Origin of the sequence: Acinetobacter sp. V89_4, assembly GCF_029967875.1 — a bacterium.
GTDB classification, from domain to species: Bacteria; Pseudomonadota; Gammaproteobacteria; order Pseudomonadales; family Moraxellaceae; genus Acinetobacter; species Acinetobacter oleivorans.
Window position 1 is genome coordinate 116524 of the sequence record NZ_JASCAI010000019.1, and the last position, 15654, is coordinate 132177.

General features: G+C 39.8%; 15 protein-coding genes. 12 read left to right on the plus strand and 3 right to left on the minus strand.

What is annotated here, in order from left to right; genetic code table 11:
- Positions 1-113 precede the first annotated feature (113 nt).
- The 7 genes from argA to QLG01_RS07465 all read left to right on the plus strand — a co-directional run bounded on the left by argA (position 114) and on the right by QLG01_RS07465 (position 7516).
- The gene (gene argA, locus QLG01_RS07435) at positions 114-1469 is read left to right on the plus strand and encodes an amino-acid N-acetyltransferase (RefSeq protein WP_282496151.1); all 1356 of its coding nucleotides are present in this window, start codon (positions 114-116) and stop codon (positions 1467-1469) included.
- 334 nt (positions 1470-1803) lie between these two features.
- Positions 1804-2772 (plus strand): sulfonate ABC transporter substrate-binding protein, encoded by a 969-nt coding sequence (locus QLG01_RS07440; RefSeq protein ID WP_013199282.1) that lies wholly within the window; start codon positions 1804-1806, stop codon positions 2770-2772.
- A gap of 70 nt (positions 2773-2842) precedes the next feature.
- The gene (locus QLG01_RS07445) at positions 2843-3826 is read left to right on the plus strand and encodes a sulfonate ABC transporter substrate-binding protein (RefSeq protein ID WP_282496152.1); all 984 of its coding nucleotides are present in this window, start codon (positions 2843-2845) and stop codon (positions 3824-3826) included.
- A gap of 26 nt (positions 3827-3852) precedes the next feature.
- Entirely contained in the window at positions 3853-5028 is a 1176-nt protein-coding gene (gene ssuD / locus QLG01_RS07450; protein ID WP_005308909.1) for an FMNH2-dependent alkanesulfonate monooxygenase, read from the plus strand.
- The gene (gene ssuC, locus QLG01_RS07455; protein WP_005308906.1) at positions 5025-5822 is read left to right on the plus strand and encodes an aliphatic sulfonate ABC transporter permease SsuC; all 798 of its coding nucleotides are present in this window, start codon (positions 5025-5027) and stop codon (positions 5820-5822) included. The genes ssuD and ssuC overlap by 4 nt, the downstream gene beginning before the upstream one ends.
- A gap of 13 nt (positions 5823-5835) precedes the next feature.
- Positions 5836-6636 carry an ATP-binding cassette domain-containing protein gene (locus QLG01_RS07460; protein WP_005308903.1) on the plus strand — a complete coding sequence of 267 codons (801 nt, stop codon included), beginning with the start codon at positions 5836-5838 and terminating at the stop codon, positions 6634-6636.
- A gap of 259 nt (positions 6637-6895) precedes the next feature.
- Positions 6896-7516 (plus strand): TetR family transcriptional regulator C-terminal domain-containing protein, encoded by a 621-nt coding sequence (locus QLG01_RS07465; protein WP_013199284.1) that lies wholly within the window; start codon positions 6896-6898, stop codon positions 7514-7516.
- Between the two features lie 36 nt (positions 7517-7552).
- On the opposite strand, the gene QLG01_RS07470 is transcribed toward QLG01_RS07465, so the two are convergent.
- The gene (locus QLG01_RS07470) at positions 7553-8119 is read right to left on the minus strand and encodes a 5'-nucleosidase (protein WP_013199285.1); all 567 of its coding nucleotides are present in this window, start codon (positions 8117-8119) and stop codon (positions 7553-7555) included.
- 80 nt (positions 8120-8199) lie between these two features.
- Complete coding sequence (locus QLG01_RS07475) at positions 8200-9333, minus strand: TDT family transporter (protein WP_199987972.1); 1134 nt, start codon at positions 9331-9333, stop codon at positions 8200-8202.
- A 207-nt stretch (positions 9334-9540) separates the two neighbouring features.
- Here QLG01_RS07475 and ribF point away from each other — a divergent pair, with 207 nt between their 5' ends.
- The 5 genes from ribF (at position 9541) to QLG01_RS07500 (ending at position 15127) form a co-directional block, all read left to right on the plus strand.
- On the plus strand, positions 9541-10542 hold the full coding sequence (ribF, locus tag QLG01_RS07480) for a bifunctional riboflavin kinase/FAD synthetase (protein WP_282496153.1): 1002 nt from the start codon (positions 9541-9543) through the stop codon (positions 10540-10542).
- Positions 10543-10603: 61 nt separating this feature from the next.
- On the plus strand, positions 10604-13441 hold the full coding sequence (gene ileS / locus QLG01_RS07485; RefSeq protein WP_111856273.1) for an isoleucine--tRNA ligase: 2838 nt from the start codon (positions 10604-10606) through the stop codon (positions 13439-13441).
- Positions 13434-13964, plus strand: coding sequence for a signal peptidase II (lspA, locus tag QLG01_RS07490; RefSeq protein WP_003655819.1), 531 nt, complete (start codon positions 13434-13436; stop codon positions 13962-13964). Before ileS ends, lspA begins: the two co-directional genes overlap by 8 nt.
- Position 13965: 1 nt before the next feature.
- A complete protein-coding gene (locus QLG01_RS07495) occupies positions 13966-14448 on the plus strand; it encodes a peptidylprolyl isomerase (RefSeq protein ID WP_004640310.1) in 483 nt (160 codons plus the stop codon).
- A 136-nt stretch (positions 14449-14584) separates the two neighbouring features.
- On the plus strand, positions 14585-15127 hold the full coding sequence (locus QLG01_RS07500) for an NAD(P)H-dependent oxidoreductase (RefSeq protein WP_282496154.1): 543 nt from the start codon (positions 14585-14587) through the stop codon (positions 15125-15127).
- Between the two features lie 43 nt (positions 15128-15170).
- Here QLG01_RS07500 and QLG01_RS07505 read toward each other — a convergent pair whose 3' ends face one another.
- Positions 15171-15482, minus strand: coding sequence for an ankyrin repeat domain-containing protein (locus QLG01_RS07505; protein WP_282496155.1), 312 nt, complete (start codon positions 15480-15482; stop codon positions 15171-15173).
- Between the last annotated feature and the right edge of the window lie 172 nt (positions 15483-15654).

Consider the following 15654-nt stretch of genomic DNA (forward strand, 5'->3'; position numbering starts at 1 on the left):
AAATTTAAACACCCAAACTTAGATTTGGGTGTTTTTTTATCTAAAACATGCGGCTTTAATCTTTTTTGTTTAGAATCATCTTTATATCTTTTTGCTGTTGATTCGAGATCGGTATGTCAAGCAAGTCTTTAGAAAAGTCGCATAATAACCCCCAGCATTATGTACACTGGTTTCGACATTCAGCACCCTACATTAATGCTCACCGCGATAAAACATTCGTATTGATGTTTGGTGGTGAAGCAGTCCGTCATCCTAATTTCGAACATATCATTCATGATATCGCGTTACTTCATTCTCTTGGTATTCGCTTAATTCTTGTGCATGGCGCACGTCCGCAAATTAATCAAAATCTTAAAGAGAAAGGAATTGAAACCCCTTTTTATGACAACAGCCGTATTACTACGCGCGAATCTTTAAGCTGTGTCATGAGTGCCGTAGGCTCTATTCGCCTAGAAATTGAAGCATTGCTTTCTATGGGCTTAGCAAACTCACCCATGTACGGCGCTCGAATCGATGTGGTATCAGGTAATTTTGTGACTGCTAAACCTTATGGCATTCGTGATGGTATGGATTTCCAGCTTACAGGTGAAGTTCGTTCAATAGACACCGATGCAATTGAACGACATCTCGATAATCATAATATTGTGCTACTGGGGCCAACAGGTTATTCCACTACAGGCGAAGTATTTAACTTACGAGCAGAAGAAGTTGCGACCAAAACTGCAACTTATTTAAAAGCAGATAAACTGATTTTTCTTGGGGAGCAACAAGGTCTTCTTAATGAAGATGAACAAATATTACGTGAATTAAGCCCACATCAACTAGACTATTATATTAAGCAATATCAAACCATTAGTCCAACACTAACCCTGCATTTGCAACAAGCAAAAAAAGCGTCTTTATCAGGTGTACACCGCGTTCATCTCATTTCCTATGCCTATGATGGCGCCCTTCTCGAAGAGTTATTTACTCGAGATGGTATAGGCACCATGATTACCGATGCGCATTATGAAGAAGTTCGTACAGCCCATATTAAAGATGTGGGTGGTTTAATGAATTTATTGCGTCCCTTGGAAGAAGAAGGCATCTTGGTTTATCGTTCCCGTGAACGTCTGGAGCAAGAAATCAGCCAGTTCGCTGTTATTGAACGCGACGGTATGATTCTAGCGTGTGCTGCGCTTTATCCAATTCCAACCGAATTTAACGAAACTCGTTCTGCAGAAATTGCCTGTGTTGCAGTGCATCCAAGTTATCGTAAATCAAACCGTGGTAGCCAAATTCTGCAATTTCTTGAAGAAAAAGCCAAAGAACAAGGTATTCGTCAGTTATTCGTTTTAACAACGCGTACCGCTCACTGGTTTTTGGAACATGGTTTTCATCAGGTCAGCGTTGATGAATTACCTAATGCCCGTCAAGCACTCTATAACTATCAAAGGAATTCTTTAGTCTTTAAGAAACTGCTTCCCTAGCCTTTGCTCTTTTTAAGATATTCTTATTTCAGATAAGCTTAGTCAAAAAAGTACAACCATAAACGCTATTAATTTATGGTTGTACTTTTTTTAAATCTCTATTTTTAATGTTTTAATATTTTTTTATTTTATTTACATCAACTTACTCCTAATTTATTAAATATATTTCTATTAGATAAATCACTTTTTTGCATAAGTTTATAGCCTATTGTTTTTAGCTTTTTTTTGCATAAATAAAGACCGAATACTTATTTTTTCTGAAATAAAAATCCCTTTAGGGTATCTGCTCATCCAATTATTTTTTCTTTTTCTCTTTCGGGGAGCACGAAATCTCATGGCACTTTTCAACACCACTTCATGGGCAAAATATTCAGTCATCGCAGCCAGCCTTGCAGGAGTGATGATGTTAAGTGGTTGTGCCAAAAAAGAGGAACAGGCCACCACAACTTTAAATATTGGCTATCAAAAATATGGCATTCTTCCTATTTTAAAGGCTCGTGGTGACCTAGAAAAAGTACTAAAAGAACAAGGCGTGCAAGTAAAATGGGTTGAGTTTCCTGCTGGCCCTCAATTGCTTGAAGGCTTAAATGTAGGGAGCGTTTCACTCGGTGAAGCAGGTGAAGCACCACCTATTTTTGCTCAAGCGGCCAATCCAAATTTAGTCTATGTCGCAAACCAACCTGCTGCGCCAAAAGCCGAAGCATTATTGGTACAAAAAGACTCTCCTATCCACTCTATTAAAGATTTAAAAGGCAAACGTGTTGCTCTTAATAAAGGTTCGAATGTTCATTACCTATTATTAAAAGTTCTAGAGGCCAACAATTTAAGCTTAAGTGATATTCAACCAGTTTATTTACCGCCATCAGACGCTCGTGCTGCCTTTGAAAAAGGTGCAGTAGATGCATGGGTCATTTGGGATCCGTTCTTTGCAGCAGCTGAACATCAAATTCAAGCTCGAGTTTTAGCAACAGGTGAAAATTTAGTAAGCAATCATCAGTTCTATCTAGCTGACCGTAAATTTGCAGAAAATAATCCGAAAGTTCTCAATACAGTGGTGCAAACCCTTAACCAGACAACTGAATGGGTGAGTTCACATCAGGATGAAGCTGCCAAATTACTCGAAAAACCTACAGCACTTGAGTTTGATGTACTCAAAACTTCCATTTCACGTATGGGTTTTGGAGTTCAGCCAATCTCTGACAAGGTGGCACAAGAACAACAACAAGTAGCTGATGCCTTTTATGTGCAAAAGCTCATTCCTAACAAGCTCACCATTCAAGACGCCATTTTAAAACTGAAATAAACCCAGCTTGGGCACGGCTTAAATAATCATATAAATGCTGTGCCTAACCTCAGGGAACAAGGATATCGATATGCAACATCAGTCATTATTTAATAAGAGTCAGTGGGCAAAATTAGCTAAACGCATCAGTGCAGTCACTGTATTAGGTTTAACAATCGCAGCACCAGCGTGGGCAATTGATCCAACTGTAAAAGAACTTCGTATTGGTTTCCAAAAAAGTTCAATTAACTTTGCGATTGCCAAACAGCAAAAACTATTTGAACAAGAATTTCCAAATGCCAAAGTGACTTGGAATGAATTCCCTGCTGGACCACAAATTTTAGAAGCTTTGGCTGTCGGTTCCCTTGATATCGGAGTTACTGGAGACACCCCTCCAGTCTACGCACAAGCAGCTGGAAAGCCTTTATATTACATTGCCTATGAAGCAGCTAAACCATTAGCATCAGCAATTTTAGTTCCTAAAAGCTCACAGCTAAAACAACTTAAAGACCTTAAAGGCAAACGTATTGCGCTGCAAAAAGGTTCGAGCTCACATTACTTACTTGTACAAGCTGTACGTAAAGCAGGCCTAAACTGGAGTGACATTACTCCGATCTGGCTTACACCTGCTGATGCTCGCGCAGCATTTCAAAAAGGTGCTGTTGATGCATGGGCCATTTGGGATCCTTACTTCGCTTCAGCACAACTAGAAGATCAAGCTCGTGTTCTTGCATCAGGTAAAGGCTTAAGCCCGAACTATACATTTTATTTAGCAGCTCCAGACTTTGTTAAACAACATCCGAAAGCTGTTTCTGGGCTCATCAAACAAATCAATCAAGCTGACAAATGGGTTCAAAGCCATCAAGCAGAAACGGCAACAGCCATTGGCCAAAGCACAGGACTGAAGCCTGCAACCAGTGACTTATTTATTAAACGCCGTCCTCGTCCCTCATCAGCCGCTCCGCTGAACAGCAAAGTGATTGCTGAGCAGCAGCAACTCGCAGACATCTTTACTCAACAAGGCATCATTCCAAAGCCAATCAGCATCAAACAAGCTGTTTGGGTTGCCAAGTAATTTCAATAGACATATAGGTAATGCACATGAAAATTTTCTGGTTTATTCCTACCCACGGTGATAGTCGCTATTTAGGTACAAGTAAAGGCGCTCGTCAGGTTGACCATGCCTATATGAAGCAAATTGCTGTAGCGGTAGATAATTTGGGTTATGAAGGTGTACTTATTCCAACTGGTCGTTCATGTGAAGATCCTTGGATTACGGCGGCTAGCCTGATTGATGCAACTCAACACCTTAAATTTTTAGTTGCGTTACGTCCGGGAGTAACAACACCAGCCTTGGCAGCTCGTATGGCTGCAACATTTGACCGCTTGTCGAATGGTCGAGTGTTACTCAACCTAGTGACTGGTGGTGATGAGGCCGAACTACGCGGCGATGGTTTATATGAAGATCACTCAACGCGTTATCAAACTGCCAATGAATATGTAAAAATTTGGCGTGAAATTTTGACGCGTTCACATACGGGTGAAGCTTTTACATTCCACGGTGAACGCTTACAAGTAGATGATGCAAAACTACTTTACCCACCTGTTCAAAAGCCTTATCCGCCACTTTGGTTTGGCGGTTCTTCAGACGTTGCTGTCGATCTTGCAGCTGAGCAAGTCGATACTTACCTTACATGGGGTGAACCACCAGAAGCAGTTAAACAAAAAGTCGAACATGTTCGTGCCAAAGCTGAGGCTAAAGGTCGTAAATTAACTTATGGCATTCGCTTGCATGTGATTGTTCGCGAAACCAACGAACAAGCTTGGGCAGCAGCGAACGAGCTTATCCAATATCTTGATGATGCAACTATTGCTGCAGCACAGAAAAAATTTGCGCAGATGGACTCTGTGGGCCAACAACGTATGGCTGCGCTACACGGCGGTAACCGAGATAAACTTGAAGTATCTCCAAACCTTTGGGCAGGTATTGGTTTAGTCCGTGGCGGTGCTGGTACAGCACTTGTAGGTGACCCAGAAACAGTTGCTGCCCGCATTCAGGAATATGCAGATTTAGGTATCGATACTTTTATTTTCTCGGGCTATCCACATCTTGAAGAGTCGATCCGTTTTGCAGAGTTGGTCTTCCCGTTATTACCAATCGAAACTCGGGCTAAACTTGCTCAGCCAAATTTAACCGGTCCATTCGGTGAAATTATTGCCAATAACTATGTTCCAGACGAGAAGAAGCAAAATAGTTCCGTCAAGGAGCCTGCATGAGCAAAGACGAAAGTATTGTTTCACGTGGAACAAAACAAATCGGGCAGCGTCTGCTGCCTTGGATTTTCCCAATTGTTCTATTGGTTGTTTGGCAAATTGCCTCAAGCTCGGGTCTTTTAGAGAACCGTATTTTGCCTGCACCGACTGCTGTGGTTTCCGCTTTTTGGCATCTACTCGTTAGCGGCGAATTATGGCATCACGTTAAGGTAAGTGCTGGTCGCGCTTTGATTGGTCTTTTGGTTGGTGGCGGCTTAGGTTTGCTCTTAGGTTTACTTAATGGCTCTTCACGCTTCGCCTCTACCCTGCTCGATACGACTCTGCAAATGATTCGTAACATCCCTGCATTAGCACTTATTCCACTCGTAATCTTGTGGTTCGGTATTGATGAAACAGCGAAATTATTCTTGGTCGCAGTAGGTGTTTTCTTCCCAATTTATATTAATACCTATCACGGTATTCGGTCAGTTGACCCTCAATTGATCGAAATGGGTAAAAGTTACGGCCTTTCTCGCTGGCAGCTTTACAAAGAAATTATTTTGCCTGGTGCAATGCCTTCTATTTTAGTAGGTCTACGCTTTGCTTTAGGTTTGGTTTGGGTATTGCTCATTGTCGCTGAAACCATCTCGGCTCAAGCAGGTATTGGTTATATGACCATGAATGCACGTGAGTTCTTACAAACAGATGTAGTTCTGGTCGGTATTCTTCTGTACGCCTTACTAGGCAAACTGGCCGATGTTTTAGCACAGCTTTTAGAACGCTATTTACTACGTTGGCACTCTGGATATCAGAAATAAGGGAGCTTAGAACATGACAAATCTGAATTTAAATATTAATCAGAATGAAGTGCAGCTCATTCCGGAAGAACCAACAGAATCTCAAGAACCTGTATTAGGTGCAGAGATTCTGATTGAGCAACTTTATAAATTCTATGGCGAGGTAAAGGTCCTTGAAGATCTTGACCTACACATCCAGCCTGGTGAGTTTTTAGCAATTGTTGGTCGAAGTGGCTGTGGCAAAAGTACGTTACTACGTTTAATTGCTCAACTTGAAAAAGCCAGTTTTGGAGAAATCAAATTCAAATCTGCTCGACATTTGCGTGAAGGCATTACTAACGATGATATTCGAGTAATGTTCCAAGATCCACGCCTACTTCCTTGGAGGAATATCCTTCAAAATGTTCAACTGGGTTTACCTAAAGCCCAACATGCTTTAGCAGAAGAATTACTGGAAAAAGTGGGTTTAAAAGAAAAATCAGGACAATGGCCTTCTCAACTCTCAGGTGGCCAACGTCAGCGTACAGCCTTAGCACGTGCACTATCGCATACACCACGCATTTTATTGCTTGATGAGCCTTTAGGTGCATTAGATGCTCTAACTCGGCTTGAGATGCAAAGCTTGATTGAGCGCTTGTGGAAAGAACAAGGTTTTACTGCCATTTTAGTCACACATGATGTAAGTGAAGCAGTGCAATTAGCTGACCGTATTATCTTATTAGATAAGGGCCAGATTGCTCAAAGTTTCCAAGTTAATCTTCCACGCCCGCGTAAAAAGAGCATTACTTTTGCACAACTTGAACAACAAGTACTCGATGCAGTTTTGGCAACTTAAGATTGCGATGAGTAATCAGAAATGCTCAGCCGAAAAATGCCCAATTTACGAGCAATAAAACTGCTGTTTTATTGCTCTTTTTTAGGGCGAAATTTAAAAAATATTTTTAAGAATAACAATAAACTAGTGAATCTCTCTATTTTTTGCACAATAGTATATCTATTACGCAAATAACTAGCCGTTTTTTGATTAAAAAAGCAAGACACCTGTGCACAAATCAAACAATTTCCCTTACAATGGGAGTATTATTTTTTTAATTATGCAGCAGATGGAACAAAAAAAGAGTACCCAAAAGCGCAATCAGCTTCTTGCTGCCGCCCTTGACGTATTTTCAGTCTATGGGTTCACTGGCGCAAGTCTGGATGAAATTGCCCAACTCGCCGACATGCATAAGTCGAATATTTTCTATTACTACGAAAATAAAGAGTCTTTATACGTAGAAGTGCTCACAACTGTTTTACAAAAATGGTTGGCTCCCTTACAAACTTTAGAAGCTGAATTAGAACCAGCCGAAGCCTTATCTCACTATTTAATACAAAAAATCGAACTGTCTCGTAGCCAACCGAAAGCATCTAGATTGTTTGCATTAGAAATCATTCAAGGCGCTCCTCATATTTTACCTATACTCAAAGGACCATTAAAAAAACTATTTAAGCGCAAAGCTAAAGTCATTCAGACTTGGCAAGAAGAAGGAAAGATTTCACCAGATATCGACCCGGAATTATTGATCTTAAACATTTGGGGTCTTACGCAAAACTATGCAGATTTTGCGACACAAATGGAAATGGTGACCGGAAAAACACTGCGTAACCGAAGCATGTTCCAACGCTCAATTGAACATACAGTCCACCTGATGCTCTACGGCGTATTGCCTCGTTAAAACCAAAAAAAGATCGGCAAATTTGCCGATCTTTTTTTAGAAGTGATTTTGATAAAGCGCTAAAAGTTTTTGAGCACCTAATAATAAATTTTCTTCCCAATCTACATGTGCTGTGTCATCTGCACCATCAGTAATATATTTCACCGAAATCAGGCGTACACCTAACTTATGGCAGACTTTGGCTAAGGCATATCCTTCCATATCCACTACATCACAAGCTACTTTTGGCTGACCCGTTTCAAATGAATCTCCAGTTCCACAAATTGCTTTTGGCAAATCAGCAAAATGTGATTGAAGATGAATTTCAGCTGGCAAGTGATCATCTAACGGCGTTACACCTACTTCAAACCCTAAGGGTGAAACATCCATATCACGTTGTACAAAAGTTTTCACCTCGACTAAATCATGTCGATTAAATGCAGAGCTTCCAGCTGTACCCAGATTAATTAAAGTTTTACAGCCAGTTTTTTGAATAACCTCAAATGCTTTAAAGGCAGCATTAATCTTACCAATACCACTGTAATGGACTTCAACACCTGCTTGTTCAAACAAACCTTTAGATTCATTAGGAAGTGCCATAATTAAAGCAATATCAGTGTTCATTCAAAAAGCTCAAATCAAAATTAAATAAATTAGAAAATAAGTATAAATCAGGTGCAAAAGCTTTTTGCACCTTTTCATCATTACTGCATTTTTTGTTGTAAGGCGATTAAACACGGAGAAAAGAACAGTTGGCCGCTATATGCACCTGCTAGCGTTTTCTTCATTACCACACCCCACATTGTCAATAATAAAAGACTCAATGCCACAGCAACGTATTGTAAAAATACAATTTCAACCTGATGCCCTAAATTAAACAGTGCAAGAATAAATACGCCTAATGGAAAGGTTAAGCCCCACCAACCCAAATTGAATGGAATACCTGTCTTTGCGTGACGAAGCGTTGTTAAAATTGCAAGACCAAGCCACCATAACCCGAAGCCTAAAAGCACAAGACTGCCCACAATTCCTAAAGCTTGAAAGACATTCGCAAATTGGTGAAATCCTACGTTTGGCGCTACTCTTTGGGCCTGCTCTCCTAGCAATAAGAGACCTAAAGCACCTGTACCAATCGGTCCTAAAGACAACCAGCTAGAAATTGCGACTTCTTTTTCCGGTAACTGATGTAAAGCCATACGTAACATTAAAATTGTCAAAATAGCGAATGCAGGTAAGACAGAAATCCCCCAAAGTACGTAACCCGCCATTAATAAATGAAAGCTATGCAAATCTGCTGGTAAATGAGCTACTAACATACCCGCAGAACTTGCTGCTACTTCACATGCAACCACAGGTAAAAGCCAGATTGCAGTCATGGTATGTAGCTGATGGTTCTGACGGCTAAACATACAAAACGGTACGATCCACGCAATTGCTAGTGCTAAAAAGACATCGATGTACCATAAAGCTTGAGCAATATGTATCGCAATTTCACCGTAAAGCCCCACACCGAAGCTTAAAAAGCCATTTAGTATTGTAGCGAGCCCCATCGGTATAGCGCCTAAAAACAAGCTCATATTGGGATGGTTAAATATTTGCTTCGCTTCATGAGGGAAAAGAAACCACCGCAATAAATAAAGAACTGAAAAAACGCTGAATAAAACAATATTAAATTGCCATAACAAAGTTGCTAACGTGAATAAAAATGATTGAGCAAATGGAAGCTGAATTAAAATCATACTTACCACGCCAGTACCCATAGTCGCTGTAAACCAATTTGGAGTAAAATGTCGTATAACATCTTTGCTATGATTTAATTGGTAAAAGGGTTTTTTCATTTTAGTTCTCTAATCAAAGAGTGGATAAAGATATAGTAGAGCAAACTATTAATAAGAAAAATTGATTTATTTTTATTTAATTCATCAATATTTTAGATATACAAATATTCATGTTGAAAAATAACTGAGTAAAAACACAACAACAAGACGAATCTGTGAGATTATGGCAATATATAGCCCTTGCAAAAATAGCCATATTTTAAGTTCATGAAACTGCTTCGTCTTAATGCGTTATCGCCCAATTTTCAGTTACCTCAAACAGCGGTAACTATTGGTAATTTTGATGGTGTCCATTTAGGTCACCAAGCGATGATTGCTCAACTCAAAAAAATTGCTGCAGCACAAGGCTTAAAAACATTGGTTATGATTTTTGAGCCACAACCTCTTGAATTCTTTAAAGGCTACGATGCCCCTCCTCGTATTAATTCACTACGAGAAAAAGTTGAATACCTAACTGAGCTTGGGGTTGATTACATTGCAGTTGCTAAATTTGATCAGCATTTCCGTAGTATGAGCGCGTCAGCCTTTGCAGACTTATTAAAAGATAAATTAAACGCGCAGTCTTTGGTTTTAGGAGATGACTTTCATTTCGGTAAAGACCGTCAAGGCAACAGTGAATTTTTAAGAAATTACGGATTTGGGGTCACAAATTTACATACGATTGAGCTTGAAGGTGAACGCGTAAGTTCAACTCGTATTCGCCAAGTGCTTCAGGTAGGAAATCTTGCCTTAGCTGCTAAATTATTAGGCCGTCCTTACAGTATTACCGGACGTGTTCAATATGGCGATCAGATTGGCCGAACTCTAGATTTTCCAACGATTAACGTTCGCCTCAACCGCCATAAGCCATGTTTAAATGGGATTTATGGTGTTGAAGTCATTTGTGAAACAACCTCACTTACTCAAAAAGTGCGTCAAGATACACCCGAAAAACCGGGAATTGCCGGATATCATGATAACAGCCTCTATGGCGCTGGACATGTCGGTACACGTCCAGCCATTCAGCAAGAACATCCTGAGTGGAGATTAGAAGTACATTTCCCTGATGTTTCTGCTAATCTGTATGGCTTATTTATGCGGGTGACTTTCCTTCACTATCTTCATGGTGAATTGAACTACCCTTCGCTTGAAGCACTTAAGGCAGGAATTGATAATGACGTGCAGCAGTTACGACAATACCGTAACCACACGACACAATTTCCTTTTTAATTCGAATTTTGATTGTAAAACATGTCGGCTCCCTAGCTGATTAAACTGGATGAAAACTTGCATGAGCGATAAGCAAACTCCTGAGAATGCAGTGGACTACAAAGCCACGCTAAACCTGCCGGATACTCAATTTGCGATGAAAGCAAATTTGGCAGTACGTGAAGTGAAATGGTTAGAAGAGTGGTATACCGACAACATTTATCAGCAGATTCGTGCATCGCGTATTGGCAAGAAAAAATATATTTTGCACGATGGCCCTCCTTATGCGAACGGTACAATTCACTTAGGTCACGCAGTCAATAAAGTACTCAAAGACGTGATTGTAAAAAGCCGTACTTTGGCAGGTTTCGACGCACCTTATGTTCCGGGTTGGGACTGTCATGGCTTGCCAATCGAGCTAAAAGTTGAAGAAAAAGTGGGGAAAGTTGGCGAAAAAGTTGACGCAGCGACTTTCCGTAAACTCTGCCGTGAATATGCTCTAAAACAAATTGATTTACAGCGTACTGACTTTAAACGTCTTGGTATTTTAGGTGATTGGGATAATCCTTATCTCACCATGAACTATAAACAAGAAGCCGATATTGTTCGTACTTTAGGCTTAATCCAGAAAAATGGTCATATCCAGCCGGGCTTAAAGCCGGTGAACTGGTGTATGGACTGCGGTTCAGCACTTGCTGAAGCTGAAGTTGAATATGAAGATAAAAAATCTGACGCAATTGATGTTGGTTTTGGTGTTGTAGATCTTAAAGATTTAAGTGCCCGTTTAAATGTAGAAGTTCAAGATCCAACTGATATTGTGATCTGGACGACTACGCCGTGGACATTACCAGCTAACCAAGCGGTTGCATTGCATGCAGAAATTGAATATCAATTGGTACAAGTAACTACTGAGCGCGGTAAGCAGAACTTCATTCTTGCTAAAGACTTAGTTGCTTCAGCAATTGAGCGTTACAAGCTTGAAAACCCAGTTGTTTTAGCTGACTTTACAGGTTCAGCTCTTGAAAACCTTACTTTACAACACCCTCTACTTACTGATCGTCAAGTTCCAGTGATTTTGGGCGAACACGTTATTGCAACAAGCGGTACAGGTGCAGTACATACAGCGCCTGGTCATGGTGCAGACGACTATAAAGTAGGTCTTCAATACAACCTTAAAGTAGACAATCCAGTCGGTGGTAACGGTGTTTATTTACCAACTGCTCCAATCTATGCTGGTGAGCACATCTATAAAGCCAATCCAAAGATTATTGAAGCTTTAGGTGCTGTAGGCCGTTTATGGGCTCATCAACCAATTAAACACAGTTACCCACACTGCTGGCGTCATAAGACTCCTATTATTTTCCGTGCTACACCACAATGGTTCATTAGCATGGATCAAAAAGGCTTACGTGAAGGCGCGCTTAACGCGATTGAAAACGATATCGAGTTTGTACCGAACTGGGGTAAAAACCGTATTGAATCAATGATCGAAGGTCGTCCGGACTGGTGTATCTCACGTCAACGTACTTGGGGTGTTCCAATTCCTTTCTTCGTTCATAAAGATACGAATGAATTACACCCTCGTACACCTGAACTCATCGAAGAAGTTGCTCAACTGATCGAACAAGAAGGTATCGAAGCATGGTTCAAACGTGAAGCAAAAGACTTCATAGGTGAAGATGCTGAACAATACAACGCCGTTCGCGATACCCTTGATGTATGGTTCGACTCTGGTACAACACATTACGCTGTACTTGAGCAACGTGAAGAATTAGAAAGCCCTGCTGATTTATATTTAGAAGGTTCAGACCAACACCGTGGTTGGTTCCAATCTTCTTTATTAACGTCTATGGCAATTCACAATCGTGCACCATATAAAGCCTTGTTAACACATGGTTTTACAGTGGATGAAAACGGTCGTAAGTTGTCAAAATCTTTAGGCAACTACATTCCGCTTGAAGAAATCATCAAACAGCTTGGTGCTGATGGTTTACGTCTATATGTAGCTTCTAGCGATTATCGCTATGAAATTGCAGCGTCTAAAGAAATCTTTAACCGTGTAAGTGATAGCTACCGTCGTATTCGTAATACCCTACGTTTCTTGCTTGCAAACCTAAATGGTTTCAAACCAAGTACAGATGCTTTAGCAGTAGATGACCTCATCGCTCTTGATCAATACATCTTGCAACGCGCGAATGAAGTACAACAAACCATTATCACTGCTTACGAAGAAATGAACTTCCATGTAGTGTGTAGCGCGTTAACAAGCTTCTGTATTAATGACTTAGGTGGTTTCTACCTAGACATTATCAAAGACCGTCAATACACCACTAAGGCTGACTCACAAGCACGTCGCTCTGCACAAACAGCGCTTTATCATATTGTCCAAGCATTTATCCGTTGGATGAGCCCAATCTTAAGCTTTACCGCTCAAGAAGCTTGGCCACTGATTCCAGAACAAACTGAAAAGTATGTATTTACTTCAGAATGGTATGACTTGCCTGTTTCATCAAAAGCAAACTTGCTTTCTGAAGAAGATTGGCAAACATTGATTAGCGTAAAATCTGCAGTAAATAAACAGATTGAAGCAGCTCGTAACGCTAAACTTGTCGGCAGTAATCTTTCAGCCAAAGTTGAACTTTGGGCAAATGAATCATTACAAACAGTTTTAAACCAACTGGCTGATGAACTCCGTTTTGTTCTTATTACTTCTCAAGTAGTAGTACATCCTTTTGCTGAACAAGGTGAAGCAACTGAAATGGAAGGCTTACGTGTACAAATATCTGCAGCTGAAGGTGAAAAATGTGCACGTTGCTGGCATGTTCTTCCAGATGTAAATACACATGCTGATCATCCTGGTTTATGTGGTCGTTGTATTGTGAACGTCACTGGTCGTGGCGAAGTGAGAAAATATGCCTAATTCACAAGCTAAAAAAGGCTTATTCCAGTTTTATCCACACAATCTCATTTGGCTTGGACTTTCTGTCCTTGCCATTGTGTTGGATCAATGGACAAAATGGATTGCAAGTACACACCTGAACTACGCAGATCCAGTGCCTGTGCTTCCATTTTTAAACTGGACACTATTACATAACTATGGTGCAGCCTTTAGCTTTTTATCTGATGCAGGAGGATGGCAGCGCTATTTCTTCACATCTTTAGCAGGCTTAGTTTCAATCCTTTTTGTATTTTGGTTGCTTCGTATGCCTAAAAAAATGGTGGTGCTACCTGTAGCCATCGCTTTAATTTTAGGTGGAGCTTTAGGCAATTTAATTGACCGTATTACCCTGGGTTATGTAGTCGATTTCATTCATGTTTATTACCAAAATCATCACTTTCCAGCTTTTAATATTGCGGACAGTGCCATTACCTTAGGTACCATCTTGCTACTCATCGATACATTCTTCCTTGAGAAGCAACGCAACCAAAATTCGGATGCATAATATGACCGAAATTATCCAACCTAACGAAGAAATTCGTATTACAGACGGCTCTAAAGTCGATCTACACTTTTCTGTTGCTATTGAAAATGGTGTAGAAATCGATAACACACGTAACCGTGAAGAACCTGTTACCTTGACTATTGGTGACGGAAATCTTTTACCTGGCTTTGAAAAAGCATTATTTGGTTTACGTGCTGGAGACCGTCGTACAGTACATCTTCCACCAGAAGATGCATTTGGTCCATGGAATCCGGAAAATATTCAAACTTTCGATACAGTTAAGTTTGAACAACGCCCTATTCCTGGTCATATGATTGAATTCGAAGATAAGGCAAAAACAACATTATTTGGTGTAGTGAAGTCAGTTAATGATGACATTACAGAAATTGATTTTAATCACCCGTTAGCTGGGAAAAACATTACCTTTGAAGTAGAAATATTCAAGGTTACTCCTGAAGGCCAACAAGGCATTAAACTCATGTAAATAAAAAAGCCCTCTCAATGAGGGCTTTTTTATTATCCAATTTTTTTCATAACATAAGAATCCTTACAAATTCTATATTCTCAGCTACCCATGTAATGAATTAAGTTATAAGTATAAAAATCCTTGGGAAAAATACATGCTGGTCTATATTGTCGTGGGAAGTGTTCGTGAAGGACGTACAGCAATTAAAATTGCCAATTGGGTAGAATCAACAATTCCAACATTGAGTCTAAACGATTTCCAAACCGAAGTAGTCGATTTAAAAGAATGGGATTTACCTCTATTTTCAGGATCTCATCCACCCGCTACCGGAATTTATGATCAACCTAAACAACAAGAATGGGCAGACAAAATTGCTCAAGCAGATGCTTTTATCTTTATTAGCCCAGAATACAACCATGGTTACAGTCCAGCTCTAAAAAATGCTCTGGACTATGTAGGCAAAGAATGGAGTGGTAAACCAGCTGCATTTATTGGTTATGGTTCAACGAATGGTTCTCGATCTATTAGCCAAATACGTCAAGTCACCTCAAGTTTAAGTATTATTGATCCCAATGCTGTAATAGAAATACGAGATATCTTTAAACGCAATAAAGATAAAAAATTCGAAGCTAATGAGTTTGAAGTAAAAGGGCTGCAATCTATTGTTGATAAACTACAGAAATATCACTTATCTTAAATTTAAAAAAGGCCTCTATAAACAAAATAGGGGCCTTTTATTTTTATAAAGTTTTTAAATAATTTACTACGTCTATATTACCAGCCATTTCTGCGAGCTGTAGTGCTGTATATTCGCTTTTATAAGCGACTTGAGCACCTTTTCCTACCAAGAGTTTAACTATCTCTAAATGATCATTTTCAGCAGCTGCTTGCAAAGCACTATAGCCTTCATCATCTGCCTGATTAGGATCTTGGCCTTCTAATAGTAATTGCTCTACCTGATCTAGATCACCTAAAGAAGCCCAATAGACTAGTTCAGGAAGAGAGAGCTCTTCATCATCCTCAGGTATTGAAGAGAAGGAATTAATTTTCACGCAAACACCTAAAAATAAGAAACTTCATCATTATTATATTCATAGAACATGCTTGGTATGCAAATCTGATTTTAAAGGAGTACTTTCCTTGTCTAAAATCAATCAATCAATCAATCAATTTAATTCTGTACATAAAGAAACACCCCCAACTGTTAAGTTGGGGGTGTTTAGA